The sequence below is a fragment of the Erwinia sp. MYb375 genome (assembly GCF_037479175.1).
Classification (GTDB): domain Bacteria; phylum Pseudomonadota; class Gammaproteobacteria; order Enterobacterales; family Enterobacteriaceae; genus Erwinia; species Erwinia rhapontici.
In genome coordinates this window covers 210,560-233,140 of sequence record NZ_JBBGZS010000014.1, presented here as the reverse complement: position 1 = coordinate 233,140, position 22,581 = coordinate 210,560, and the positions used below count along the sequence as shown (strand labels likewise).

At 54.4% G+C, this 22,581-nt stretch carries 22 protein-coding genes and 1 pseudogene; 10 read left to right on the top strand and 13 right to left on the bottom strand.

Going from position 1 to position 22,581, the window contains the following annotated elements; genetic code table 11:
- Window positions 1–180: 180 nt before the first annotated feature.
- Entirely contained in the window at window positions 181–1,338 is a 1,158-nt protein-coding gene (yqhD, locus tag WH279_RS07605; RefSeq protein WP_339455565.1) for an alcohol dehydrogenase, read from the top strand.
- A gap of 86 nt (window positions 1,339–1,424) precedes the next feature.
- Window positions 1,425–2,249 (top strand): annotated as a pseudogene (gene dkgA, locus WH279_RS07600) (2,5-didehydrogluconate reductase DkgA).
- Window positions 2,250–2,315: 66 nt separating this feature from the next.
- On the opposite strand, the gene ftsP reads toward dkgA, so the two are convergent.
- The 3 genes from ftsP to parC form a co-directional block, all read right to left on the bottom strand.
- Window positions 2,316–3,758, bottom strand: coding sequence for a cell division protein FtsP (ftsP, locus tag WH279_RS07595; RefSeq protein ID WP_200642819.1), 1,443 nt, complete (start codon window positions 3,756–3,758; stop codon window positions 2,316–2,318).
- 136 nt (window positions 3,759–3,894) lie between these two features.
- A complete protein-coding gene (locus tag WH279_RS07590) occupies window positions 3,895–4,635 on the bottom strand; it encodes a 1-acylglycerol-3-phosphate O-acyltransferase (protein WP_133843813.1) in 741 nt (246 codons plus the stop codon).
- Between the two features lie 124 nt (window positions 4,636–4,759).
- Window positions 4,760–7,036, bottom strand: a complete 2,277-nt coding sequence (gene parC, locus WH279_RS07585; protein ID WP_339455562.1) for a DNA topoisomerase IV subunit A — start codon at window positions 7,034–7,036, stop codon at window positions 4,760–4,762.
- Window positions 7,037–7,518: 482 nt separating this feature from the next.
- On the opposite strand from parC, the gene WH279_RS07580 reads away from it, so the two are divergent.
- From WH279_RS07580 to WH279_RS07555, 6 genes are all read left to right on the top strand, one after another.
- Entirely contained in the window at window positions 7,519–9,102 is a 1,584-nt protein-coding gene (locus WH279_RS07580) for a BglG family transcription antiterminator (protein WP_339455560.1), read from the top strand.
- An 11-nt stretch (window positions 9,103–9,113) separates the two neighbouring features.
- The gene (locus tag WH279_RS07575; RefSeq protein WP_133843819.1) at window positions 9,114–9,584 is read left to right on the top strand and encodes a PTS sugar transporter subunit IIA; all 471 of its coding nucleotides are present in this window, start codon (window positions 9,114–9,116) and stop codon (window positions 9,582–9,584) included.
- Between the two features lie 20 nt (window positions 9,585–9,604).
- On the top strand, window positions 9,605–9,919 hold the full coding sequence (locus WH279_RS07570) for a PTS fructose transporter subunit IIB (protein ID WP_133843821.1): 315 nt from the start codon (window positions 9,605–9,607) through the stop codon (window positions 9,917–9,919).
- Window positions 9,920–9,941: 22 nt separating this feature from the next.
- Window positions 9,942–11,033, top strand: a complete 1,092-nt coding sequence (locus tag WH279_RS07565; protein WP_339455558.1) for a PTS fructose transporter subunit IIC — start codon at window positions 9,942–9,944, stop codon at window positions 11,031–11,033.
- Between the two features lie 9 nt (window positions 11,034–11,042).
- Window positions 11,043–11,894: a class II fructose-bisphosphate aldolase gene (locus tag WH279_RS07560; RefSeq protein ID WP_339455557.1), complete on the top strand. Its 852-nt coding sequence runs from the start codon at window positions 11,043–11,045 to the stop codon at window positions 11,892–11,894.
- 96 nt (window positions 11,895–11,990) lie between these two features.
- Window positions 11,991–12,854 carry a ketose-bisphosphate aldolase gene (locus WH279_RS07555; RefSeq protein WP_200642816.1) on the top strand — a complete coding sequence of 288 codons (864 nt, stop codon included), beginning with the start codon at window positions 11,991–11,993 and terminating at the stop codon, window positions 12,852–12,854.
- Between the two features lie 93 nt (window positions 12,855–12,947).
- Here the strand turns inward: WH279_RS07555 and WH279_RS07550 are convergent, their stop codons facing one another.
- Window positions 12,948–13,715 (bottom strand): transporter substrate-binding domain-containing protein, encoded by a 768-nt coding sequence (locus WH279_RS07550; RefSeq protein ID WP_339455554.1) that lies wholly within the window; start codon window positions 13,713–13,715, stop codon window positions 12,948–12,950.
- Between the two features lie 132 nt (window positions 13,716–13,847).
- On the opposite strand from WH279_RS07550, the gene WH279_RS07545 reads away from it, so the two are divergent.
- The gene (locus WH279_RS07545; RefSeq protein ID WP_200642815.1) at window positions 13,848–14,429 is read left to right on the top strand and encodes an NAD(P)H-dependent oxidoreductase; all 582 of its coding nucleotides are present in this window, start codon (window positions 13,848–13,850) and stop codon (window positions 14,427–14,429) included.
- Window positions 14,430–14,463: 34 nt separating this feature from the next.
- Window positions 14,464–14,772, top strand: coding sequence for a putative quinol monooxygenase (locus tag WH279_RS07540; RefSeq protein ID WP_200642814.1), 309 nt, complete (start codon window positions 14,464–14,466; stop codon window positions 14,770–14,772).
- A gap of 47 nt (window positions 14,773–14,819) precedes the next feature.
- Here the strand turns inward: WH279_RS07540 and WH279_RS07535 are convergent, their stop codons facing one another.
- The 9 genes from WH279_RS07535 to nudF form a co-directional block, all read right to left on the bottom strand.
- Window positions 14,820–15,722 carry a LysR substrate-binding domain-containing protein gene (locus tag WH279_RS07535; RefSeq protein WP_339455550.1) on the bottom strand — a complete coding sequence of 301 codons (903 nt, stop codon included), beginning with the start codon at window positions 15,720–15,722 and terminating at the stop codon, window positions 14,820–14,822.
- A gap of 144 nt (window positions 15,723–15,866) precedes the next feature.
- A complete protein-coding gene (locus WH279_RS22720; RefSeq protein WP_213202222.1) occupies window positions 15,867–16,034 on the bottom strand; it encodes a YnfU family zinc-binding protein in 168 nt (55 codons plus the stop codon).
- A 162-nt stretch (window positions 16,035–16,196) separates the two neighbouring features.
- Window positions 16,197–16,802 carry a TetR/AcrR family transcriptional regulator gene (locus WH279_RS07530; protein WP_339455548.1) on the bottom strand — a complete coding sequence of 202 codons (606 nt, stop codon included), beginning with the start codon at window positions 16,800–16,802 and terminating at the stop codon, window positions 16,197–16,199.
- Window positions 16,803–16,878: 76 nt separating this feature from the next.
- Window positions 16,879–17,559, bottom strand: a complete 681-nt coding sequence (locus WH279_RS07525) for a type 1 glutamine amidotransferase domain-containing protein (protein ID WP_339456244.1) — start codon at window positions 17,557–17,559, stop codon at window positions 16,879–16,881.
- 308 nt (window positions 17,560–17,867) lie between these two features.
- Window positions 17,868–19,763, bottom strand: coding sequence for a DNA topoisomerase IV subunit B (gene parE, locus WH279_RS07520; RefSeq protein ID WP_200642810.1), 1,896 nt, complete (start codon window positions 19,761–19,763; stop codon window positions 17,868–17,870).
- A 53-nt stretch (window positions 19,764–19,816) separates the two neighbouring features.
- Window positions 19,817–20,395, bottom strand: a complete 579-nt coding sequence (yqiA, locus tag WH279_RS07515) for an esterase YqiA (RefSeq protein WP_133843842.1) — start codon at window positions 20,393–20,395, stop codon at window positions 19,817–19,819.
- A gap of 3 nt (window positions 20,396–20,398) precedes the next feature.
- Window positions 20,399–21,226 (bottom strand): 3',5'-cyclic-AMP phosphodiesterase, encoded by an 828-nt coding sequence (gene cpdA, locus WH279_RS07510; protein WP_200642809.1) that lies wholly within the window; start codon window positions 21,224–21,226, stop codon window positions 20,399–20,401.
- Between the two features lie 105 nt (window positions 21,227–21,331).
- On the bottom strand, window positions 21,332–21,757 hold the full coding sequence (locus tag WH279_RS07505; RefSeq protein WP_339456242.1) for a DUF1249 family protein: 426 nt from the start codon (window positions 21,755–21,757) through the stop codon (window positions 21,332–21,334).
- On the bottom strand, window positions 21,754–22,389 hold the full coding sequence (gene nudF, locus WH279_RS07500; protein WP_339455544.1) for an ADP-ribose diphosphatase: 636 nt from the start codon (window positions 22,387–22,389) through the stop codon (window positions 21,754–21,756). The genes WH279_RS07505 and nudF overlap by 4 nt, the downstream gene beginning before the upstream one ends.
- Window positions 22,390–22,581: the final 192 nt, after the last annotated feature.

Genomic DNA, 22,581 nt, shown 5'->3' with positions numbered 1-22,581 from the left:
TATTGCTCCCCATTTACCGAAAGAAACCCGGCGCTATCATCGCCCGCACACTGCTATTTCTCCAGTGCTTTGGAGAATCAGGCAAGAAACAGGCAGGAATGTGCATTGAGCCAACAGCACCTTGTGGTGACAATTGAAGCGACTCTTCAGACAATGCCCCACTCACCAGGACTGTCACCGATGAATAATTTTTTACTGCATACTCCCACCCGTATTCTGTTTGGTCAGGGGCAGATCGCCCATTTAGCCGCTGAAATTCCTGCTGACAGCAAAGTGCTGATCACCTTCGGTGGCGGCAGCGTGAAGAAAAATGGCGTGATGGACCAGGTTTACAGTGCGCTTGAAGGCTTTGACGTGCAGGAGTTTGGCGGTATTGAACCGAACCCCAGCTTCGAAACGCTGATGCAGGCCGTTGAGGTGGTGAAGCGTGAAAACATCACCTTCCTGCTGGCAGTGGGCGGCGGTTCGGTGCTGGACGGCACCAAATTTATTGCCGCTGCTGCTTTCTACCCGCAAGATCCGTGGCACATCCTGCAAACCGGCGGCGCGGAGATCCATAAAGCGCTGCCGATTGGCTCGGTGCTCACACTGCCTGCGACAGGATCAGAATCGAACCGCAGCGCGGTGATCACCCGCCGTTCCACCCACGACAAACAGGCATTTCGCAACAATCATGTGTTCCCGCGCTTCGCCGTACTCGACCCGGTGTACACCTACAGCCTGCCACCGCGCCAGATTGCCAACGGGGTGGTTGATGCCTTTGTGCATACCATCGAGCAGTACCTGACTTACCCGGTCGATGCCCGGGTGCAGGATCGTTTCGCCGAAGGCCTGCTGCTGACGCTGGTGGAAGAAGGCCCGAGAGCGCTGGCAGAGCCGGAAAATTATGCGGTGCGCGCCAACGTGATGTGGAGCGCTACCATGGCCCTGAATGGCCTGATTGGTGCCGGGGTGCCGCAGGACTGGGCGACCCATATGCTCGGCCACGAACTGACCGCGCTGCACGGGCTGGATCATGCACAGACACTGGCCATTGTGCTGCCTTCGTTGATGAATATTAAGCGTGATACTAAGCGTGAGAAACTGTTGCAGTTCGCTGCCCGCATCTGGGGCCTGCATGACGGCAGTGATGATCAACGCATCGATGGCGCGATTGCCGCCACCCGCAGCTTCTTCGAGCAGATGGGTGTACCGACGCGCTTTAGCGACTACCAGCTCGACGGTTCTTCCATCCCGCAACTGCTCAAGAAACTGGAAGAAAAAGGCCTGACCGCGCTGGGTGAACGCCAGGACATCACGCTGGACGTCAGCCGTCAGATTTATCTGGATGCCCGTTAATCCCCTCCCGTTGTCTGTGTATCAACTAGACTTAGAGCCATCAACCGGTGCCCGCGCACCGGTTCACTCGCTGATAAGGAGATAACATGGCAGATCAACCAATCATTAAACTGCACGATGGCAATATGATGCCGCAGCTCGGACTGGGTGTCTGGCAGGCCAGCATTGATGAGGCTCGGGCCGCCGCCGTTAAGGCGTTATCCGTGGGTTATCGTTCCATTGATACCGCTGCAATTTATAAAAATGAGGAAGGCATTGGCCAGGCATTACAGGAAACCGATGTCGCCCGCGATGATATCTTCGTGACCACCAAACTGTGGAATGACGACCAGCTCAACGCCCCACAGGCGCTGGAAACCAGCCTGAAAAAATTGCAGCTGGAGAGCGTCGATCTCTATCTGATGCACTGGCCTTGCCCGGGGAAGAACAACTTTGTTGCGGCCTGGCAGGCGATGATTGAGCTGCAAAAGCAGGGGCTGACCAAAAGTATTGGCGTATGTAATTTCAACGAGCCACACCTGAAGCGCCTGCTGGATGAGACAGGTGTCAGCCCGGTGATTAACCAGGTTGAGCTGCACCCGATGCTGCAACAGCGCACCCTGCATGCGTGGAATGCGCTGCATCAGATCCAGACCGAATCCTGGAGCCCGCTGGCACAGGGCGGTAAAGGCGTATTCGATCAGGATGTGATTAAACAGCTGGCGAAAAAGTACGACAAAACCCCGGCGCAGATTGTCATCCGCTGGCATCTGGACAGTGGGCTGGTGGTGATCCCGAAATCGGTCACGCCGTCGCGCATTGAGGATAATTTCAAGGTGTTCGATTTCCGCTTACAGAAAACCTAAATCAGCTATATTGCCGCACTGGATGAAGGGACGCGACTGGGGCCGGACCCGGATGAATTGAATTAGTATTCCGTCATTTCGTATTATCCGTCACGGGCGAGGCATGCCTCGCCCCTACAAAAGCGCGAAACGTTAAAAACTACCTTGCCCGACCTGAACGGCGGGATTCACCGCCAACTGCCCCGCCGTGCCACGATCCGCCATCTCCAGCGTCTGACTGTAATAGGTAAACGGGAAATGCTCTGATGATGCCTGAGTAAAGGAGACAAACAGCTCGACGTCGCCATCTACCCACAGTGTATCTTTCCAGCCGCGATCTTCCGCCATCGGCTGTGCGCCATTCACGCTCTTGATCAGGAACATCACGCCCTGAATATGGAACGCCTGCGGCATATCCGCATGAATAATCCAGCGCTCAAAACTACCCTGCTGTGCCTGCACATCAATACGCGTCATATCCCACAGCGCACCGTTAATGCCCGGCATTGAATCCCCCAAACGGAACTCGCGCGTGCGGCTGACGGCACCCTCGATCATCTGATCGGCCAGCAGACGCATCGGTAAGTTATCCGTCACTAACGGCAGCAGCCCGGTCGGGCGCAGGGTCAGGATCAGCGTTGAGGTCAGAATCGAAGAGGGTTCAAAGAAACCGCGCAGACGATCGACAATCCCGGCGGCTTCCCCGGCGGTAATCGAGACTTCATCGCCCTGGGACATATCCACGAGGATTTCACGTCGTTCGCCAGGTGCCAGCGACAGCTGGTCAACCGCTACGGGTGCGGGCAGGAAACCCTGATCGCTGGCAATCACGTTGAACGGGCGGCTGTCACTCATGCGCAGCTGATAGCGACGTGCGTTAGAAGCATTCAGCAGACGCAAACGCACCCAGCCTCGGGAGACCTCGAGAAACGGATTCTGTACGCCATTCACCAACAGCGTATCGCCAATAAACCCGCCATTACCCGGTGGGTCATACTCCGGTGCACCAAAATTATCCAGGCGCTTGTCCTGAATAATCAGTGGAAAATCGTCCACACCGTAGTGGTTGGGGATAGGTAAGGACTTACTCACTTCATCCTCGACCAGCCACATCCCGGCCAGGCCGTTGTAGACGTGCGGAGCCATGCGATTAGGCGTGTTGGCATGATACCAGCAGGTGGAGGCCGCCTGACGGATCGGCACCACCGGCGCCCAGTCAACACCCGGCGACATCATACGCGCCGCGCCGCCCATCAGCACCCCCGGCACCTGCAGGCCGCTCACCGTCATCGACACCGGTTCATTCAGACGGTTGCTGTAGATCAGCTTGACGTCATCCCCGTTCCAGACGCGTACCGTTGGGCCAAGATAAAGACCATTCATTCCCCATACCGGCACTTTATTGCTGCCGTTAAAGGCCCAATGGCTGCGTTGCAACGTCAGGAACAGCGGCTGCCCGCGACGTGACTCGATCAGTGGCGGGACCGGCAACGGATTGCCCTGCCCGGCACCCGCAGCACGGGCACGTAAGGGAAGAGTGGAAGCACAGAGGGCAATGCCTGAGGCTTGAATAAACTGACGACGACTGAAGGACATACCCACTCCGTAAGTCAAAACGGCCGCCGCAGCGACGCTATTCCATTTTTTATCATTATGCGCGGGCTGTGTATCCGCGTGATGTGCTGTCGTAAAGAGAGGACAGCGTGGCCGGCTCACCGGCCACTCCGTTAACTTATAGCTTACCTGACGCTTCGCGTGCAGCGACTTCGGCATTTAACTCATCCAGCTTCGCCGACATCAGTTCACGACAGTGTGTCGCCAGCTTGCGCACGGACTGCTCGGCAAAGGCCTGGGTATCAACCGGCGGCAGCATTTCAACAATCGCCAGCCCGTTCTTCAACCGGTTCAGTTCGATTTTGCCGTGAATATTCGACACCACGATCGGAATAATGGGCACACCGGCCGCAACCGCCGCATGGAAGGCACCCGTCTTGAATGGCAGCAGGCCACGACCGCGGCTACGTGTCCCTTCCGGGAACATCAAGAACGAGATCCTTTTACGTTTAAACTGATCCACCAGTTCACCAATAGTACCGTGTGCTTTGGCACGGTTATCACGGTCAATCAGCAGGTTACCTGTCAGCCAGTAAAGCAGACCGAAGAAAGGCACCCACAGCAGGCTGCGCTTACCGACAGTGACCGTTGTTGGCTGCACCATGCTTGCCGCCGTGATCATGTCGTAATTGTTCTGATGGTTACAGATATAAATCGCATTCGGGTAGTTTTCAGCACCCTCTGGTTTGCGCAGCTCCACCTTCAGACCGAATATCGGTGCGAGACGACCAAACAGATGACCAAAGGTAGCAACATGGCGCGGATCGCGCGGCCTGAACAGACAACAGTAGATACAGCCAAACACACACAACAGGATCGAATACATCACCACGATGATGATACGCAGAAGAGAAAGCATCACTACCTCGTTTTTACTTACAGGTCACACACCGGACAGGTCCATGCGCACTCATGCTTATTATATTTTTTGGGAAATAATCGCCAATCTGGCCCGTCAACGACGATCGGGCCAGACGGGCGAATTACTCCTCGCTGTCATCCGTTGGGGCTGCGCGCACCGGGCCGTCAACGTCGACCCGATCAATGCGCTGCAAGCCACGCGGCAACAGCGTGCCACGACGGCCACGTTCGGCACGGAACTTTTGCAGATCGGCCGCTTTCAGCGTCAGCTTACGTTTACCCACATGCAGCGTAATATCACTTTGTGGCGTCAGCAACAGCAACCAGGCCAATTTATCCTCACCGGAGGCTGCCTGGGCCGACGGAATGGAGACAATCTTATTCCCCTTCCCTTTCGACAGCTGCGGCAGGTCACCCACCGGGAACATCAACATACGTCCGGCAGCAGTAATGGCCAGCAGCAGATCGTCATTGCTGTGGATCGCCATTGGCGTCATCACTTTGGCATTCGACGGCAGGGTCAGCAGCGCTTTACCGGCACGGTTACGTGACACCAGGTCGCTAAAGGTACAGACGAAGCCATAGCCCGCATCGGACGCCATCAGCAATTTCTGGTCGTCCTCCTCCATCAGCACCTGTTCAATGACAGCACCCGGTGGCGGTGTCAGTTTACCCGTCAGCGGCTCACCCTGGCCACGCGCCGATGGCAGCGTGATCGGATCGAGCGCATAGCTGCGCCCGGTGGAGTCGATAAAGGCCACCGGCTGGTTACTCTTGCCACGTGCGGCAGCACGGAAGCTGTCACCCGCTTTGTAGCTGAGGCCCGTTGGGTCAATATCATGGCCTTTGGCGCTGCGCACCCAGCCGCTTTGTGACAGGACGATCGTCACCGGCTCGGACGGCACCAGTTCGCTTTCGCTGATGGCTTTCGCTTCTTCACGCTCGCGCAGCGGTGAACGACGATCATCGCCGTACGCATCGCTGTCAGCCTGCAACTCTTTCTTCAGCAGGGTATTCATTTTGCGTTCAGAGGCCAGCAGCCCTTGCAGATAGGCCTGCTCTTTTTCCAGCTCATCCTGCTCACCGCGAATTTTCATCTCTTCCAGTTTGGCGAGATGGCGGAGTTTCAGCTCGAGGATGGATTCAGCCTGGATTTCAGTGATGTCGAAACGCGACATTAATACCGGCTTCGGTTCATCTTCCGTACGAATGATATGGATGACGTCGTCGATATTGAGGAACGCCACCAGCAAACCAGCAAGGATATGCAGACGTTTCTGCACTTTTTCCAGACGGAAGCTCAGACGGCGACGCACCGTATCGCGACGGAACACCAGCCATTCATTGAGAATTTCCAGCAGGTTTTTCACCGCAGGACGATTATCCAGGCCGATCATGTTCAGGTTAATGCGGTAGCTGCGTTCAAGATCGGTGGTCGCAAACAGGTGGTTCATCACCTGTTCCATATCCACACGGTTGGAACGCGGCACGATCACCAGACGCGTCGGATTTTCATGGTTGGATTCATCACGCAGGTCTTCGACCATCGGCAGCTTTTTGTTACGCATTTGCGCAGCAATCTGCTCCAGCACGCGCGCGCCGGACACCTGATGCGGCAGCGCCGTGATCACCACGTCACCGTCTTCTTTCTTCCATACCGCACGCATACGCACCGAGCCACGACCGCTCTGGTAGATTTTACGGATTTCGTTGCGCGGGGTAATGATCTCCGCTTCCGTCGGATAATCCGGCCCCTGAACGATGTCGAGCAGGTCATCCAGCGTGGTTTTCGGGCTGTCGATCAGCGTAATGGCAGCTTTGGCAACTTCACGCAGGTTGTGCGGTGGAATGTCGGTTGCCATGCCCACGGCAATCCCGGTGGTGCCATTGAGCAGAATGTTCGGCAGCCGCGCCGGCAGCATCGACGGTTCCTGCATAGTGCCGTCGAAGTTGGGCACGTAGTCAACGGTGCCCTGCCCGAGTTCGCCCAGCAGCACTTCGGCATACTTCGACAAACGTGACTCGGTGTAACGCATCGCGGCGAAAGATTTGGGATCGTCCGGTGCCCCCCAGTTCCCCTGGCCATCGACCAGCGGGTAACGGTAGGAGAACGGCTGCGCCATCAACACCATCGCTTCATAGCAGGCGCTGTCGCCGTGCGGATGGTATTTACCCAGCACATCACCGACGGTACGGGCGGATTTTTTGAACTTAGCGTTGTTGCTCAACCCCAGTTCTGACATCGCATACACAATGCGGCGCTGAACGGGCTTGAGGCCATCGCCAATATAAGGAAGCGCACGATCCATGATGACGTACATGGAGTAGTTAAGGTACGCATTCTCAGTAAAGGTATGCAGGGCAAGGCGCTCTGCACCATCCTGCGTCAGATCAGTCATTATTCTCTTTTCCTCACATCGCGGCGCGTTAAGGGCCTGCCAACTCCGCACCACACAGCGGTAAGTTTGGCGAGGATAGTACCTTATCTGATAAGGGTCTGTCACAGGGATCAATGGTTCAGCCTGGGCGACAGCAGCAAATTGTTCTGCACAGAGGGAGAAATGAATATTCCCCAGCCCGGAGGAATAAAACAAATAATATGAGAACAAGATCACACTTATTCCAACACCCATTAATGTGATCCCTCTCCCAAATAATAAGCCTCCATCCTGCTGTTTTAATTTTGTCCCGCACAGGGACACGCTTTAGTATTGCCCGCTTCCCCGGCAGCAACTAGATTTAATCTCACTCAGTCAGCACAAGATAAATCCAACCCGAAACGGTGAATAATTAAAACATAACACCCCAAATAATTGACGTAACAGTACGACAGCAAACACCGCTGGCATGTCAAATATCAAGGGGATTCAAGGGTGATCTGATGCAACTACTAACCTCCCGACAACACAAATTACTGAAGTATCTTCTGCAACATCAGGAGTATGTTCCGGTTAAAAATATGGCCAGCCTGCTGGCCGTGTCAGAAAAAACGGTACATCGCGATATCCAGTTTATCGAAACACTGTTAACCGAGTGGAATATCACTACCGATAAAAAGATTGGCATTGGTATTATGCTGATTGCCGATGACAGCCAGCGTTTAATGCTGCTGGAGCAACTGATAACACCAGAAGAAGGCGGTGCTGAGGCGCTGGCCAATAATTCACGCCGGGTAAAAATTGCGTCTCAACTGCTGAGCGATACCCCGCGGGAAACCTCCATCAGCAAGCTGTCTGAGCGCTACTTCATCAGTAGCGCCTCTATCGTCAATGACCTGAAGATCATTGAAAGCTGGATTGCCCCACTCGGCCTGGCACTGGTCCGCAGTCAGAGCGGTACGCATATTGAAGGCAGCGAAAATCATATTCGCCAGGCGATGGCCTCACTGATTAATGATGTGATGAATTTCCAGGACCCGGGGACGGTCAATCATTCACGTCTGGATCCCGGCAGTTATAAAGCCCTGACGCACTATTTTGGTGAAGAGGATGTGCTGTTTGTTCAGCAAATCCTGGAGCAGATGGAACGCCAGTTAACCTATCCCCTGGGTGAACCTTATTATATTAATCTTTTTACCCATATTTTAATTATGATGCACCGCATGGCGCTGGGTAACCCGCTTATTCTGAGCGAAGAAAACATCAGCCAGAAACCGGACGAAATTATTTTCGCTATCGCACAGGAAATGATTAACCAGGTTGAAAGCAGAATTAATAATCAACTACCTTGTGATGAAGTCTGGTTTGTTTATCAATATATCATCTCCTCTGGCATTGTGGTCGAGGAAAATGAGGATAATCCTCCGTTGTATTGTCAGTTGTCCAATAGTGAGTCGCGCCATTTAACGCTGGATTTAATCGCCACCTTTTCTGCCGTGATTAATATTGACCTGAGCAGCGACCGTCTGCTGCATGAAGGGTTGCTGGTGCATATTAAGCCGTTACTTAACCGACTGAAATATCAAATACGCATCCGCAATCCGTTACTGGAGGATATAAAAAAAGAGCTGGCCGATATTTATCAGTTGACCGGACATGCGGTGTCGCAACTGTGCCAGCGCTTTAAATTACCGGAGATTGCCGATGATGAAGTGGGTTATCTGACCGTGCATTTTCAGGCGGCACTGGAGCGCCAGATTGCTCACAAACGCATCCTGATTGTCTGTTCAAGCGGTGTGGGCACGTCACACCTGCTGAAGAGCCGCATTCTGCGTGCCTTCCCTGACTGGGTCATCGCTGGCGTCGTCTCGGCCAGCACCATGAACCAGTGTTGCCAGCAACAGGATATTGAACTGGTGATCTCCACGATTCATCTGGCCGACCAGCCGCTTCCGGTGGTGTACGTGTCGGCCTTTTTTAACGACGACGATATTAAACGCGTCACCGAGAAGGTCATCGCCAGCAAATTGATGCAGGCATCCGATCGTATCAAGGCACCCGAACACGCCTTTTCAACTTGCTCTTAAGAGGTCTGCAAATGGATATCAATAAAATTCTCAGCGCCCGGCGCGTCAAATTAAACATGAACGCCAGCACGAAAGATGAAGCGATACGCGAACTGACCGATTTGCTGTATGAGGACGGTGCCCTGACCTCGAAAGAGGACTTTATTCACGACGTCTGGTTACGTGAAGCCGAAGGCTCAACCGGGTTTGAGAATCATATTGCTATTCCGCACGGCAAGTCGCTGGCGGTAAAACAGACCACGCTGGCGATTGGCCGGACCCGCGCCGATATTCCGTGGGAAACGCTCGATGGCAGTGAAGTGCGCTGCATTATTTTATTTGCGGTCCGTATGGAAGATCAGAACACCACACATATTCGCCTGTTGTCTCAGGTGGCCTGTGCCCTGGCGGATGATGATGTGATTGCCCAACTGTTACAAGAGCAGGATGCCGACAGCATTATCCAACTGTTCAGCCAGTACGCGGAAACAGACCTCTGTTAACACTGAAGACGAGGCTTACCATGAAAATTGTTTGTGTGGCCGCCTGCACGGCAGGCATCGCGCATACCTACATCGCGCGCGAAAAACTGATTAAGGGCGCGAAAGCGCTCAACTTCGACATCCTGGTGGAAACCCAGGGCACCATCGGCACTGAGAATGCCCTGAATGCGGCTGACATTGCCGCGGCTGATGTGGTGATCCTGGCCGTCGATATCAAAATCAACGGCGAGGAGCGTTTTAAAGGTAAACCGGTGGTGCGGGTGAAAACCGATGTCGTGATCAAATCCCCGGTGAAGTTCCTGGAAAAAGTGGCCGATTCGTTAGCACGTGCCTGAGCACTCTCACGGGGAAATCACGATGAACACTCAATCAAACAAACTGGGGCAAGAGATTAAGGGGCATCTGCTGACCGGTATCTCATGGATGATCCCGTTGATCGTCGCCGCCGGGATCTGCATTGCGCTGGGCCAGGTGATCGGCGGCCCGGACGTCGCTAAACACACCGGCAGCGTGGCATGGATGCTGAATCAGATCGGCGGCTGGGGAATGGGGCTGATCGTGCCGCTGATCTCTGCAGCGATCGCGTGGTCAATTGCCGACCGCCCCGGCTTTGCGCCCGGCCTGATCGTGGGGTTTATCTGCGGCCAGATCGGCACCGGGTTTATCGGCGGCATTCTCGGCGGCTTCCTGGTGGGCTATACCGTGCTGCTGCTAAAACGCAGCATCAGGCTGCCCACGTCTATGCAAGGGCTGATGCCGGTGATGATCCTGCCGGTGCTCAGTACGGTGATCGCCGGGCTGCTGATGATGACGTTTATCGGCCAGCCGATCATCTGGTTGCAGAAAGCGCTGATCCATCTGCTGGAGTCGATGCAGGGCGGATCGAAGTTCCTGATGGGGGCGATCCTCGGTGCCATGGCCACCTTTGACTTCGGCGGACCGGTGAATAAAACCATGTCCCTGTTTGCCGACGGTATGCTGGTTGATGGCATCTATGGCCCGGAGGCGGTGAAGTTTGTCGGCTCAATGATCCCGCCGTTTGGTATCACCCTCTCCTTCCTGCTGACACGCAATAAATACACCCGCGCAGAGAAAGAAGCCCTGAAAGCCGCCTTCCCGATGGGCATCTGCATGATCACCGAAGGGGTGATCCCGATTGCCGCCCGTGACCTGTTCCGTGTGGTTGGCAGCTGTGTGGTGGCCTCCGCCATCGCAGGCGGGCTGATTATGGTCTGGGGCGTAGAGGCGCCTGTGCCGCACGGCGGGATGTTTGTCGTGCCGCTGTTTACCAAACCGGTGATGTTCTGCCTGGCCCTGGGGATCGGCACGGTGATCTGCGGCGTGATGCTGTCAGTCATTAAGAAACGCGTGACGGAAGCGGATGAAGAGTTCAACGATGTCGACGATGGCAGCATGCGCGACGAAGACATTAAATTCACCCTGGAATAAGGAGTTGTTATGTACGCCTCAATGAAAGCCGTGATTACCGATGCCTTTCAGCGACAGTACGCGGTCTTAGCCATTAACTGCTTCAACCTGGAAAGCGCCCGTGCCGCCATCAGCGCCGCCAGCGCACAGCGCGCCCCGATTGTCCTGAATATCTATCAGGGGCACTGCGAACACTTCCCACCAGCAGTCGCGCTGCCGCTGGTCAGGGCGCTGGCAGAGCAGGCCAGCGTGCCGGTGGCCCTCAGTCTTGACCACGGCCGCGACTTTACGCTCATTGGTCAGTGCTTCCGCGCCGGGTTTACCGGGCTGATGATTGACGCCTCCGCTTTTCCGCTGGAGGAGAACATTCGCCAGACGCAGCAGGTAGTGCAGATGGCGCACACCGCCGGGGTTTGCGTGGAGGGCGAGCTGGGCCATATAGCTGACGCGCCGGTCTATGACCTGCAGGATGCCAGCGTGAAGATGACCCAGGTGGCCGATGTGATGCCGTTTATCGCACAGACCGATATTGACCTGCTGGCGGTATCCGTCGGTACGGCACACGGCATTTATCCGCCGGGCGTGACGCCCGCGATTGACTTCACCCGGCTGGAGGAGCTGCATCGCGCTTCACCGCTACCGCTGGCCCTGCATGGCGGCAGCGGCACCAAAGCAGAAGATATTCGCTGCGTCAGTCAGCACGGTGTGGCAAAGATTAACGTTGGTGCGGCGGTGTTTGAAGCCGGGAAAAGCGCACTGCAACAGGCCTTAAAACAGCACCCTAAGGCGGAGCTGCCCGATCTGATGGCGGTGATGGAATCCGCCTGTCGTGAAGTGGTTACTGAGTATCTCAACTGGTCTGGCGCCGTGGGTAAAGCGTAACGCCCGATCCGATTCCGTTCACCCTGCGTTCCGTCAGTGACCCGTCACTGATGCAGGAAAGTTTTGCCTAAAATCTGACTCTGAGGGAGTACAACCATGTTGATGTCAATGCACGAACTGTTAAAACCAACCCGTGAAAATCGCTTCGCCATTGGTGCCTTTAACGTTGCCGACAGCTGCTTTATCCGCGCCGTCGTCGAGCAGGCAGAGGCCAGCAACAGCCCGGCGATTATCTCCATCCACCCCAGCGAACTGGAGTTCGTGACCGATGAGTTCTTCGGTTATGTGCGTGAACGCACCCTGCGCAGCCGCATTCCTTTTGTTATCCACCTTGATCACGGCGCATCGGTTGAGCACGTCCAGCGCGCCATTCAGTGCGGCTTTACCTCAGTGATGATTGATGGATCGCTGCTGCCGTATGAAGAGAATGTGGCGCTGACGCAGGAAGTGGTGAAGCTGGCCCATGCGGTGGGGATCTCTGTGGAAGGTGAGCTGGGCACCATTGGGGATACCGGCACATCAGTGGAGGGCGGGGTCAGTAAGGTGATTTATACCGATCCTGATCAGGCAGAGGATTTTGTTGCCCGCACCGGCGTGGATACGCTGGCGGTCGCCATCGGCACTGCGCACGGCATTTATCCAAAAGATATGAAGCCGGAGCTGCAAATGCATATCCTGCGCGAGATCTCACAGCGCGTATCGATTCCGCTGGTGCTGCACGGCGGATCGGCCAACCCGGATGCGGAGATCGCGGAGTCGGTGACGCTGGGTGTCGGTAAGATCAATATCTCCAGTGATATGAAGTATGCCTACTTTGCCAAAGCCCGTGAGGTTCTGAGCCGCGAAACCTGGTGGGATCCGAATGTGATCTACCCTGAGCCGATCAAGGCGGCAAAAGAGGTGATTGCTTATAAGATGTCGCTGTTTGGATCGACGGGGAAAGCGGGTTTATATCGTTAGGGTGGGTCTTTGGTCTGGGCCGCTGTTTTAAGGGCCAGGCATGCCTGGCCCCTACGGACGGTGTAGGGGTCGGGCATGCCCGACCCTGATGCGTTATTTCCCCGCTAACCACTGCTTCACAACCTGCTGGTATTCCCCGGTGGCTTTACTCAAGTGCAACCACTGGTCAACGTACATCTTCCAGCTGATATCATCGCGTGGCAGCATCCACGCCTTCTCACCGTACTGTAACGGCTTGTCCGGGTTAATCGCACACAGCGACGGATAGCGCTTCTGCTGATACTGGGCTTCCGACGCATCGGTGATCATCACGTCCGCTTTCTTATCCACCAGCTGCTGGAAAATCGTCACGTTATCGTGAAACAACGTCAGGTTGGCCTCGGGCAGATAAGCATGCACAAAGGCTTCATTGGTGCCGCCCGCCGGTTCAATCAGACGCACCGACGGTTTATTCATCTGTTCAACGGTGTGGTATTTCTTCTTATCCGCACAGCGCACCAGCGGGATTTTCCCGTCGGTATCCAGCGGTTCCGCAAACCACGCCGTCTGCTGACGCTTCAGCGTCACTGAAACACCGCCCAGCGCAATATCACATTGCTTGCCGATAAAGTCAGACGTCAGGGTTTTCCAGGTGGTGGGAACCCATTTCACCTCGGCGCCCAGGCTTTTTGCCAGCGACTGTACCAGCGAAATATCAATGCCTTCATAGCCGCCATCTGCGCGCAAATAGGTATAAGGCTTGTAGTCTCCCGTGGTACACACCACCAGCGTTTTACTCTGCATGGCACGGTCAAGATGCGATTGCGCGCTGGCGCTTCCCGCCACCAACAAAAGGGCCACAGCCCCGGTTTTCATCATCATAGTTCTCTCATTGTTATTATCAGTGCCGCGTATTGTTGCTTAAAACGCAATAGTATTGTGATCCATACCCCATTTTTCTCAGCCCTGTCGTCAGATACACTCTCCGAAATTGCACACAGCTGAGAAAAATTTATGAGCCAGATTCTGATTATTGATGCCGGAAAAGCCTTCGCTCATTCAAAAGGCGAACTCAACCACACGCTGACTAACGTGGCCGCCAGCTTCCTGCGTGACGCGGGTCATCAGGTCGATGTTACCGTACTCGACGACGGTTACGTAGTCGCTGACGAAATCGAAAAATACCTCGCTGCCGATACCATTATTTACCAGATGCCAGGCTGGTGGATGGGCGAGCCGTGGACGCTAAAAAAATATATCGATGAAGTATTTACCGAAGGCCACGGCAAACTGTACGCCAGCGACGGTCGTACCCGCTCTGATGCTGCGAAAAAATACGGTTCCGGCGGACTGTTACAGGGTAAAACCTATATGCTGTCGCTGACCTGGAATGCCCCGTTGCAGGCGTTCACCGATCCGGAACAGTTCTTTGAAGGCGTGGGTGTTGATGGCGTGTATCTGCACTTCCACAAAGCGAACCAGTTCCTGGGTATGGACGGTTTACCGACCTTTATCTGTAACGATGTGATCAAACAACCGGATATTGACGGCGATATTGCACGCTATCGGACTCATCTGAGCGCGATCTTTGCTTAACTAAAGGTACACACCTCGAGTAAAAGGAAACAGTATGCTGACCGTGATCGCTGAAATTTGTATCAAGCCAGGCCGACGTACTGCCGTTTTACAAGCGATAGAAAAGCTGACGCCTGTCGTTCTGGATGAGGAAGGCTGCGGCAGTTATCAGGCGCTGATTGACCATAAAGCCCAGGTACCGTGGAAGCAGTACTCACCGGACTCGATCTTTATGGTGGAGCACTGGGACTCACTGCGCCATCTTGAGCAGCATCAGCAGGCGGCCCATATGGAAGCACACCGTACCGCGATTAAAAACGATGTGGTGGATGTGAAGATCTTTGTGCTGGAACCGGCACTGTAAAGGCACACGGGCTGGCCGGAACAGAAGGTCAGCCCCGCCCTTTTCCCTTATAACAACGTCTTACTGGCAAACTGCTCACTGAGGAAATCCAGGAAGCAGCTGATCCGCGCCGACAGCGTGCTGTTACGGTAATACACTGCATGGATTGGGTGATGCATCTCACGCGTTTCAGCCTCCAGTACCGGCACCAGCCGACCAGAAGCCAGATCCTCACGGCTGAGAAAATCCGACACGCGGGTAATGCCCATGCCGTTCACCGCCAGCTGCCGGAGCGTCTCACCGCTTGAGGCCATCACCGTCGGTTTAATCTGTAAAAGCTCTCCCTCCACACGCCATACCGGCCAGATATTGTGCTGGTCCAGATTGCAGAATCCCAGCAACTGATGGTTCTCAACCATATCGGCCACACTTTGCGGTACACCATGCTCCTCCAGATAGCCCGGGCTGGCCATCAGCCGCAGCTTGCTGCACCCCAGCGCGCGCGCATGCATGGTGGAATCGCGCAGCTCGCCAATACGGATCGCGATATCCGTCTGCTGTTCCAGCAGATCGATCACCACTTCATCGGTATTCAGTTCCAGCTGGATCAGCGGATAACGGCGTGAAAACTCCGGCATCAGCGGCACAATCACATGCAGCATAAACGGCGTGGCGGCGTTGACGCGCAGGCGGCCAGACGGGATCTCGCGCCGCTGAGCGATCTGCTCTTCAGCGGTTTCGACTGAACGGATGATCTGCCGCGCGTGCTCAAGAAAGATCTGTCCTTCTTCCGTCAGCGCAATACGGCGAGTGGTGCGGTGCAGCAACGTGGTTTGCAGTTTGCTTTCCAGCCGACTGAGGGCGCGGCTGATACCGGACGTGGTCTGGTTAAGCTGCTCTGCGGCGGCAGTGATCGAACCGGTATCGACCACAACAACCCACGCACGAAGCTCTTCAAGGGTAATTTTCAATAGTTCAACCTGCTGGAAAGATGACACTCACAATACTAACAGAATCATCACGAGTCCTGGCGCAGGTTGACATTTTAATGCATTTACGGCATCACCGGGCGTGAATACGGAAAAAATCCGATCAGGCGTCAGCAAAGCAGAAGATTAGATTTTACTTTCAGAAGGGGTAAAGAGGACACTGCAGAATGGGCAAAGAAGATTTTTGTTCTTATGAACTCTGGGAGCACTGTGGTCGGAATTTTTACTGCATTTAGGACATGCGATGGAGATGAGGAAGCCGTTGGATTTAGGTTGTTTTTGATTATAAGCCATAAATATTTCCTGTGTTGTTTGGACGCGTATAGTACACCCTCAGACAGCATTTTCCTTAGTCTTTCTTAATTAAAAGCAGTTTTCGCTATCACGATGGTGCGCCAACGGGCTGTGAATGCTCAACATAACCCTCTGTCACAAGCCCGCATCCGTTAATCCTCATTAAGGAGCGATGCGAATAATTTTCTGCGTCAGGCTCATGGCTGAATCAAACGGGCCGGTATTGCGCACAATTTTGACCATCACGCTGGCACCCAACCAGAGCTGATAAAGGCTTTCCGCCACGTTAGTGGGATGATCATCGATAGTCAGAGAACCCTCGGCGACGCCGGCCTCTAACGCTTCCGCCAGACGCGATATGATGCCTGAAGTCCCTGACTGTAATGTGACGCGCATAGTGTCAGAAAGATCGGCCACTTCAGCCCCGAGTTTCACAGCAAGGCACTTACCCTGACAATGCGAAAACGATTGTGATTCACGCCATTGCCGCCAGTAGTTCATCAGCCGCTGCGCCATATTGAGACCAGGCTGGCTCAGGGTGCTATCGATGTCTGCCAGATAATCATCAAAATAACGCGCCAGCATCGCCACACCAAACGCTTCTTTCGAGCTGAAGTAGTGATAGAAAGAGCCTTTTGGCACACCGGCGTCAGTGAGTATTTCATTTAATCCGACAGCCGAAAAGCCCTTACCTGCCATGATTCGTTGGCCTGTGGCAAGGATATGATCGCGGATGTCATTGCTATGATGTTGAGTTGAAGTCGTCATAGGTTAACGTTACCAAAAAACTAGACCAGTCGTCTATATAGGGCGGCTAAATATCGCCGCCCCAGGTGAGCAACGTTTATTCAGCCAGCTGTCGGATCAGTTGTTCCGCGGTAGCCGCTGATGAGGTTGGATTTTGTCCGGTGATCAGCAGACCATCGCTGACGACATACGAACTCCAGTCCGCCCCTTTGGAATAAATTCCCCCTTTGGCAATCAATTCATCTTCCACCAGGAAAGGCACCACGTCAGTCAGGCCCACCGCTTCCTCTTCGCTATTGGTAAAGCCGGTGACTTTGCGGCCTGCCACCAGCGGTTTCCCTTCAGGTGTTTTAACGTGGCGAAGGACGCCCGGTGCATGGCAGACCAGTGCCACAGGCTTGTTTGCCGCGAGGAAGGCTTCAATCAGTGCGATAGAGTGTTTATCTTCGGCCAGATCCCACAGCGGGCCATGGCCGCCCGGATAAAAGACCGCGTCGTACCCGTCTTGTGAAATGCTGTCCAGACGCACCGTGGCGGCAAGCTGGGCCGTTGCTTCGGCATCGGCCTCAAAGCGGTGGGTCTGTTCAGTCTGAAAATCCGGCTCATTACTTTTTGCATCTAACGGCGGATTGCCGCCCTTTGGCGAGGCCAGCGTAATTTCTGCGCCCGCATCTTTAAATGCGTAGTAGGGCGCTGCCAGCTCTTCAAGCCAGAAACCGGTTTTACGTCCGGTATTACCCAGCTGGTCGTGTGAGGTTAACACCATAAGAATCTTCATCATTAATCTCCTGCCTGTCAGTTTGAAATGCTTGAATTAGACCAGTCGTCTAGATGGTAGTTGTAACAAGGCTTCATCTGCTGAAGTCATGTCGTTAAGCTAACAGCAATTAGACCAGTCGTCTACAAATAATAGTCAACATATTCAGGTTGTCTTTCATCCTGGGAACTGATCATTCAGCGTGAGGCAAAAGCATCCTTGCTTAAAAGGCAGTTTAAAAAAACTGCCCCCGGCGATCACCTTTCAATAAACTGGGAAATTAATTGTCTTTTTCAACAGCTTAACTTCAGCTCCAGGGTCAACTGACATCAGACTTCGATTTCAGCCATATCGCCTTTTTCCTGCAACCAGTTACGGCGGTCTTCAGAACGTTTCTTCGCCAACAGCATGTCCATAATAGCCATGGTATGCTGGATATCCTCCTCGCTGATGGTGAGCTGCACCAGACGGCGGGTATTAGGATCCAGCGTGGTTTCACGCAGTTGTAACGGGTTCATCTCACCCAGACCTTTGAAGCGCTGCACATTCGGTTTGCCTTTCTTGCGCTTCAACTGCTCAAGAATCCCTGCCTTCTCCTCTTCATCCAGCGCGTAATAGACCTCTTTACCGAGGTCGATACGGTACAGCGGTGGCATCGCAACGTAGACGTGACCATTTTTCACCAGCGTGCTGAAGTGGCGCACAAACAGCGCGCACAGCAGCGTGGCAATGTGCAGGCCATCGGAGTCTGCATCCGCAAGGATGCAGATCTTGCCGTAGCGCAGCTGGCTCAGATCGTCACTGTCAGGATCGATACCGATCGCCACCGAAATATCATGCACTTCCTGCGATGCCAGCACCTCATCAGAGGAGACTTCCCAGGTATTGAGGATCTTCCCTTTCAGCGGCATGATCGCCTGATACTCACGGTCACGTGCCTGCTTAGCAGAACCGCCCGCCGAGTCCCCTTCCACCAGAAACAGCTCGGTACGGTTAAGATCCTGGGCAGAACAGTCAGCCAGTTTGCCCGGCAGCGCCGGTCCGCTGGTCAGCTTTTTGCGCACCACTTTTTTCGCCGCACGCAGGCGACGCTGCGCGCTGGAAATGGCCATTTCTGCCAGCATTTCTGCTGTCTGGATATTCTGGTTCAGCCACAGGCTGAAGGCATCTTTGACCACGCCTGAAACGAAGGCCGCGCACTGACGGGATGACAAACGCTCTTTAGTCTGCCCGGCAAACTGCGGGTCCTGCATTTTGACCGACAACACGTAGGCACAGCGGTCCCAGATGTCTTCCGCCGACAGCTTCACGCCGCGCGGCAGGATATTGCGGTATTCGCAAAACTCGCGCATGGCGTCGAGCAGGCCCTGACGCAGGCCGTTAACGTGCGTGCCGCCCTGCATGGTTGGGATCAGGTTAACGTAGCTTTCCGTCAGCAGCTCACCACCTTCTGGCAACCACAACAGCGCCCAGTCCACCGCTTCCACATCCCCGGCGAAGGCACCGACAAACGCTTTTTCCGGCAGGGTTGGCAGGCCATTTACGGCTTCCATCAGGTAGTCCGTCAGACCATCGGCGTAGCACCAGGTTTGCTCGGTATTGTTCACCTTGTCTTTAAAGACAATTTCCACACCCGGGCACAGTACCGCTTTCGCTTTCAGCAGATGGCTCAGACGTGAAACCGAGAAACGCGGGCTGTCGAAGAAGGAGACATCCGGCCAGAACTGTACGCGCGTGCCAGTATTACGTTTGCCGACGGTGCCAGTGACCGTCAGGTCCTGCACTTTATCGCCGTTTTCAAACGCCATCTCATACACTTCACCGTTACGACGAACGGTGACTTCCACACGCGTTGACAGCGCATTGACCACCGAGATCCCCACGCCATGCAGGCCACCTGAGAACTGATAGTTTTTATTGGAGAATTTGCCCCCTGCATGCAGGCGGCAGAAAATCAGCTCAACGGCCGGCACGCCCTCTTCGGGGTGAATATCCACCGGCATGCCGCGCCCGTCGTCGATCACTTCCAACGACTGGTCAGCGTGCAGAATCACTTCCACGCGTTTAGCATGACCGGCCAGCGCTTCATCCACGCTGTTATCGATCACTTCCTGGCCTAAGTGGTTAGGACGCACGGTATCGGTGTACATGCCCGGGCGGCGACGCACGGGTTCAAGGCCGCTGAGAACCTCAATGGAGTCAGCGTTGTAGCTGGATTGAGTCATCGTAACAATCTGATTGGTGGTGGCTAAAAATGAGTGACCAGACTCCGGCTATCTCATTCCTGGAAACCCAGGAAGTCGAGCATCGCGGAGAAATGGCGTTCGAATCCGATAAAAGCATGATTTCCGCCCTCTTCTACCGTCTGGCGGCAGGCGCTGTAGTAGTCCAGGGCCTGGCGGTAGTCGAGCACTTCATCACCCGTTTGTTGCAGTAACCAGAGCAAGTCTGGCGACTCTAACGGGTCAATTTGCATCACTTTTAGATCGTAAATATGGCGAGACTCTAACACATATTGCTGACCGGTGTATGGGTTCTCGTTGTGGCCGAGGTAATCAGCCAGCAGCTCAAACGGGCGTACTGCCGGGTTCACCACCACGGCAGGCAGCGTGAAACATTGGGACAGCCAGGTGGCATAATAACCGCCCAACGAGGAGCCGATAATGCCCAGCGGCTCGCCCGCTGACTGCATAACAAACGTCTCCAGCAGTGCGGCGGCTTCGGAGGGGAAGGCCGGAAGCTGAGGCACATGCAGAGTGATGTCAGGGCGTTGCTCTGCCAGCCACTGTTTAAACTGCGTTGCCTTCGCAGACTGCGGCGAACTGTTAAAACCATGCAGATAAAGCAGCGTGGCCATCGGTCAGTATCCTTCTGAGTCGAGATCCGGGTTAAATATGCGCGTAGTCAGACGCTGCACCTGAGTATCAAGCCGACCATCGTCATACAGGTCCAGCCAGCGCCAGCCTGGAGACTCAGCGTCAATCGTGAAATTGGTACAGTGCGGTTTGAACTGCACGCAGGTGGAGGGTGAAGCCAGCACGCGCCGCCCCTGCCACTCAAGGTCGAGTTCCTGATGGATGTGCCCGCATAACAAATTTCTCGCCTGCGGATAGCGTTGCAGAACCGTATCCAGCATATGCGGATTACGCAGGCTGTGTTGATCAAGCCACGAACAGCCGGACGGTACCGGATGGTGATGCAATAATACCAGCGTGTGCCGCTGCGGCTCTGCCGCAAGTGCATTTTCAAGCCATGAAAGCTGGTACTCGCTCAGTTCACCGTGCGGGACACCGAAGACCTGACTGTCCAACAACACAATTTGCCAGTGATCCCCGACCAGCACCTGTTTTTGGTCGGCAATCGTCGAGGCCGCCAGCGTGGTGAACATAGTAGGCTGGAAATCATGGTTGCCGGGTAACCAGACGCAGGGAGCAGGCAGGCGTGCAATACCCTCAGCGAAATGCTGATAGGCAAGAGCGGAGTGGTCCTGTGCCAGATCGCCAGTGGCGACAATCAAATCGTAGTGACGCTGATCCGCTGCGATAACATCCAGCACGGCATCAAAACTGGCCCAGGTATTTACCCCTAGCAGCGTTTCATGTTTACCTGCAAAAAGGTGAGTGTCCGTTATCTGTAAAATCCTGACTCTGGACCCACTCGCCACAGGAAGTTTTAACAGGCTATCCAATCAAAGTCCTTAAGGTAATACCCATCTGTTTTCAGGCCGCAGGCGCATCGGCTTCCTGCTTGATACATTCATTTGGGTACACATCTGAAAATTGTTGCAGCGTTTTCAACATACCGGAACGGCTATCGCACCGTGGGACAAACAGTAGCGCAACCAGTCCGCTAAAAATTGGTTAATTTGGTGCTTTTCATCACGCTGATGCAGCTTTTTATTAGGATAATCATAGCGTGCTTTAAAGCGATAGATCTGCTGAGTGGAACACACTTCCGCCACCATCGCATCATGGTACAGCCGCACCGACATCGAAGGCAGGCTCCAGTAACTGACCGCAGGGGCCGTTTGCCTGATTTCCACCAATGTGGTGTAACGGGTCGACTCCTGAATGGTGATGAGATAGCTGGCACGGTTCACCTGATACGCCATCGACTCACCCACCCGATCCTCCTTTGGCAATAAACGCCGCAGCTGCGCAAAGTTCGTTTCGCAGACACGCATCATTTCAGGAAAGTCGGGGACATAGCGTTTCATTATTCAGGATTCCACTCTTGGCGTAGCTGTTTATGGTGCAACTCCAGCCATTGCAAAGCAATGACAGCAGCAGCGTTATCGATTTTCCCCTGTTCCACCCATTGATAAGCCTGACTTCGGCTGACCACATGCACAAGAATATCCTCATTCTCTTCCTCCAGGCCGTGGTTTCCCTGCGCCACGCTGGCATCCACTTCACCGACAAACACCGCCAGGCGTTCGGTGGTACCTCCCGCGCTGGAGAGGTAATTGCTAATCGGCTTGATGCGCCCAGGTGTAAGCCCGGCTTCTTCCAGGGCTTCTCTGCGCGCCACGCCTTCCGGAGTTTCTCCCGGTTCAATCATCCCGGCCACCAGTTCAAGCACCCAGGGCGTTAGGCTGGTATCGAAAGCGGCAATACGGATCTGCTCAATCAGTACCACTTCATCGCGCTTCGGGTCATAGGGTAGCAGCACCGCAGCGTGACCGCGCTCAAAAATTTCCCGCGTCACTTCACCACTCATACCGCCATTAAACAAGCGATGACGAAAGCGATAGCGCTCGATCGAAAAAAAACCGCGATACAGCGTCTCTCGTGCAATAATTTCTACATCGTTTTTTGTGAAAGTCACTGGGTATTTACTGCCCGTATCCATAACCACGTCTCCTGCTAAGTGATGGCAAAAACGTAAAGTGCAATAGTATTCCGACAGTTGTCTGGTTCTTAACGAATTATTTGCGTAAATTAAGGCAGGATGGCACTTTCAGCCAACTTACCTTATCGGAACTCTCTGCTATTATCGGCGATAATTTTTGGCCTACGTCAGCGCTACCATAGCAATTTTGCT

Bases quoted from the DNA above. Each gene is read 5' to 3' on its own strand.
- WH279_RS07570 (WP_133843821.1), top strand. From the start codon at position 9,605: ATGAAAATTGTTTGTGTGGCCGCCTGCACGGCAGGCATCGCGCATACC.
- WH279_RS07540 (WP_200642814.1), top strand. From the start codon at position 14,464: ATGCTGACCGTGATCGCTGAAATTTGTATCAAGCCAGGCCGACGTACT.
- ftsP (WP_200642819.1), bottom strand. From the start codon at position 3,758: ATGTCCTTCAGTCGTCGTCAGTTTATTCAAGCCTCAGGCATTGCCCTC.
- WH279_RS07565 (WP_339455558.1), top strand. From the start codon at position 9,942: ATGAACACTCAATCAAACAAACTGGGGCAAGAGATTAAGGGGCATCTG.
- nudF (WP_339455544.1), bottom strand. From the start codon at position 22,389: ATGGATACGGGCAGTAAATACCCAGTGACTTTCACAAAAAACGATGTA.
- WH279_RS07560 (WP_339455557.1), top strand. From the start codon at position 11,043: ATGTACGCCTCAATGAAAGCCGTGATTACCGATGCCTTTCAGCGACAG.
- yqiA (WP_133843842.1), bottom strand. From the start codon at position 20,395: ATGGCCACGCTGCTTTATCTGCATGGTTTTAACAGTTCGCCGCAGTCT.
- WH279_RS22720 (WP_213202222.1), bottom strand. From the start codon at position 16,034: ATGGCTTATAATCAAAAACAACCTAAATCCAACGGCTTCCTCATCTCC.
- WH279_RS07530 (WP_339455548.1), bottom strand. From the start codon at position 16,802: ATGACGACTTCAACTCAACATCATAGCAATGACATCCGCGATCATATC.
- WH279_RS07580 (WP_339455560.1), top strand. From the start codon at position 7,519: ATGCAACTACTAACCTCCCGACAACACAAATTACTGAAGTATCTTCTG.
- WH279_RS07555 (WP_200642816.1), top strand. From the start codon at position 11,991: ATGTTGATGTCAATGCACGAACTGTTAAAACCAACCCGTGAAAATCGC.
- WH279_RS07550 (WP_339455554.1), bottom strand. From the start codon at position 13,715: ATGATGATGAAAACCGGGGCTGTGGCCCTTTTGTTGGTGGCGGGAAGC.
- parE (WP_200642810.1), bottom strand. From the start codon at position 19,763: ATGACTCAATCCAGCTACAACGCTGACTCCATTGAGGTTCTCAGCGGC.
- WH279_RS07525 (WP_339456244.1), bottom strand. From the start codon at position 17,559: ATGAAGATTCTTATGGTGTTAACCTCACACGACCAGCTGGGTAATACC.
- WH279_RS07590 (WP_133843813.1), bottom strand. From the start codon at position 4,635: ATGCTTTCTCTTCTGCGTATCATCATCGTGGTGATGTATTCGATCCTG.
- WH279_RS07545 (WP_200642815.1), top strand. From the start codon at position 13,848: ATGAGCCAGATTCTGATTATTGATGCCGGAAAAGCCTTCGCTCATTCA.
- yqhD (WP_339455565.1), top strand. From the start codon at position 181: ATGAATAATTTTTTACTGCATACTCCCACCCGTATTCTGTTTGGTCAG.
- parC (WP_339455562.1), bottom strand. From the start codon at position 7,036: ATGACTGATCTGACGCAGGATGGTGCAGAGCGCCTTGCCCTGCATACC.
- WH279_RS07575 (WP_133843819.1), top strand. From the start codon at position 9,114: ATGGATATCAATAAAATTCTCAGCGCCCGGCGCGTCAAATTAAACATG.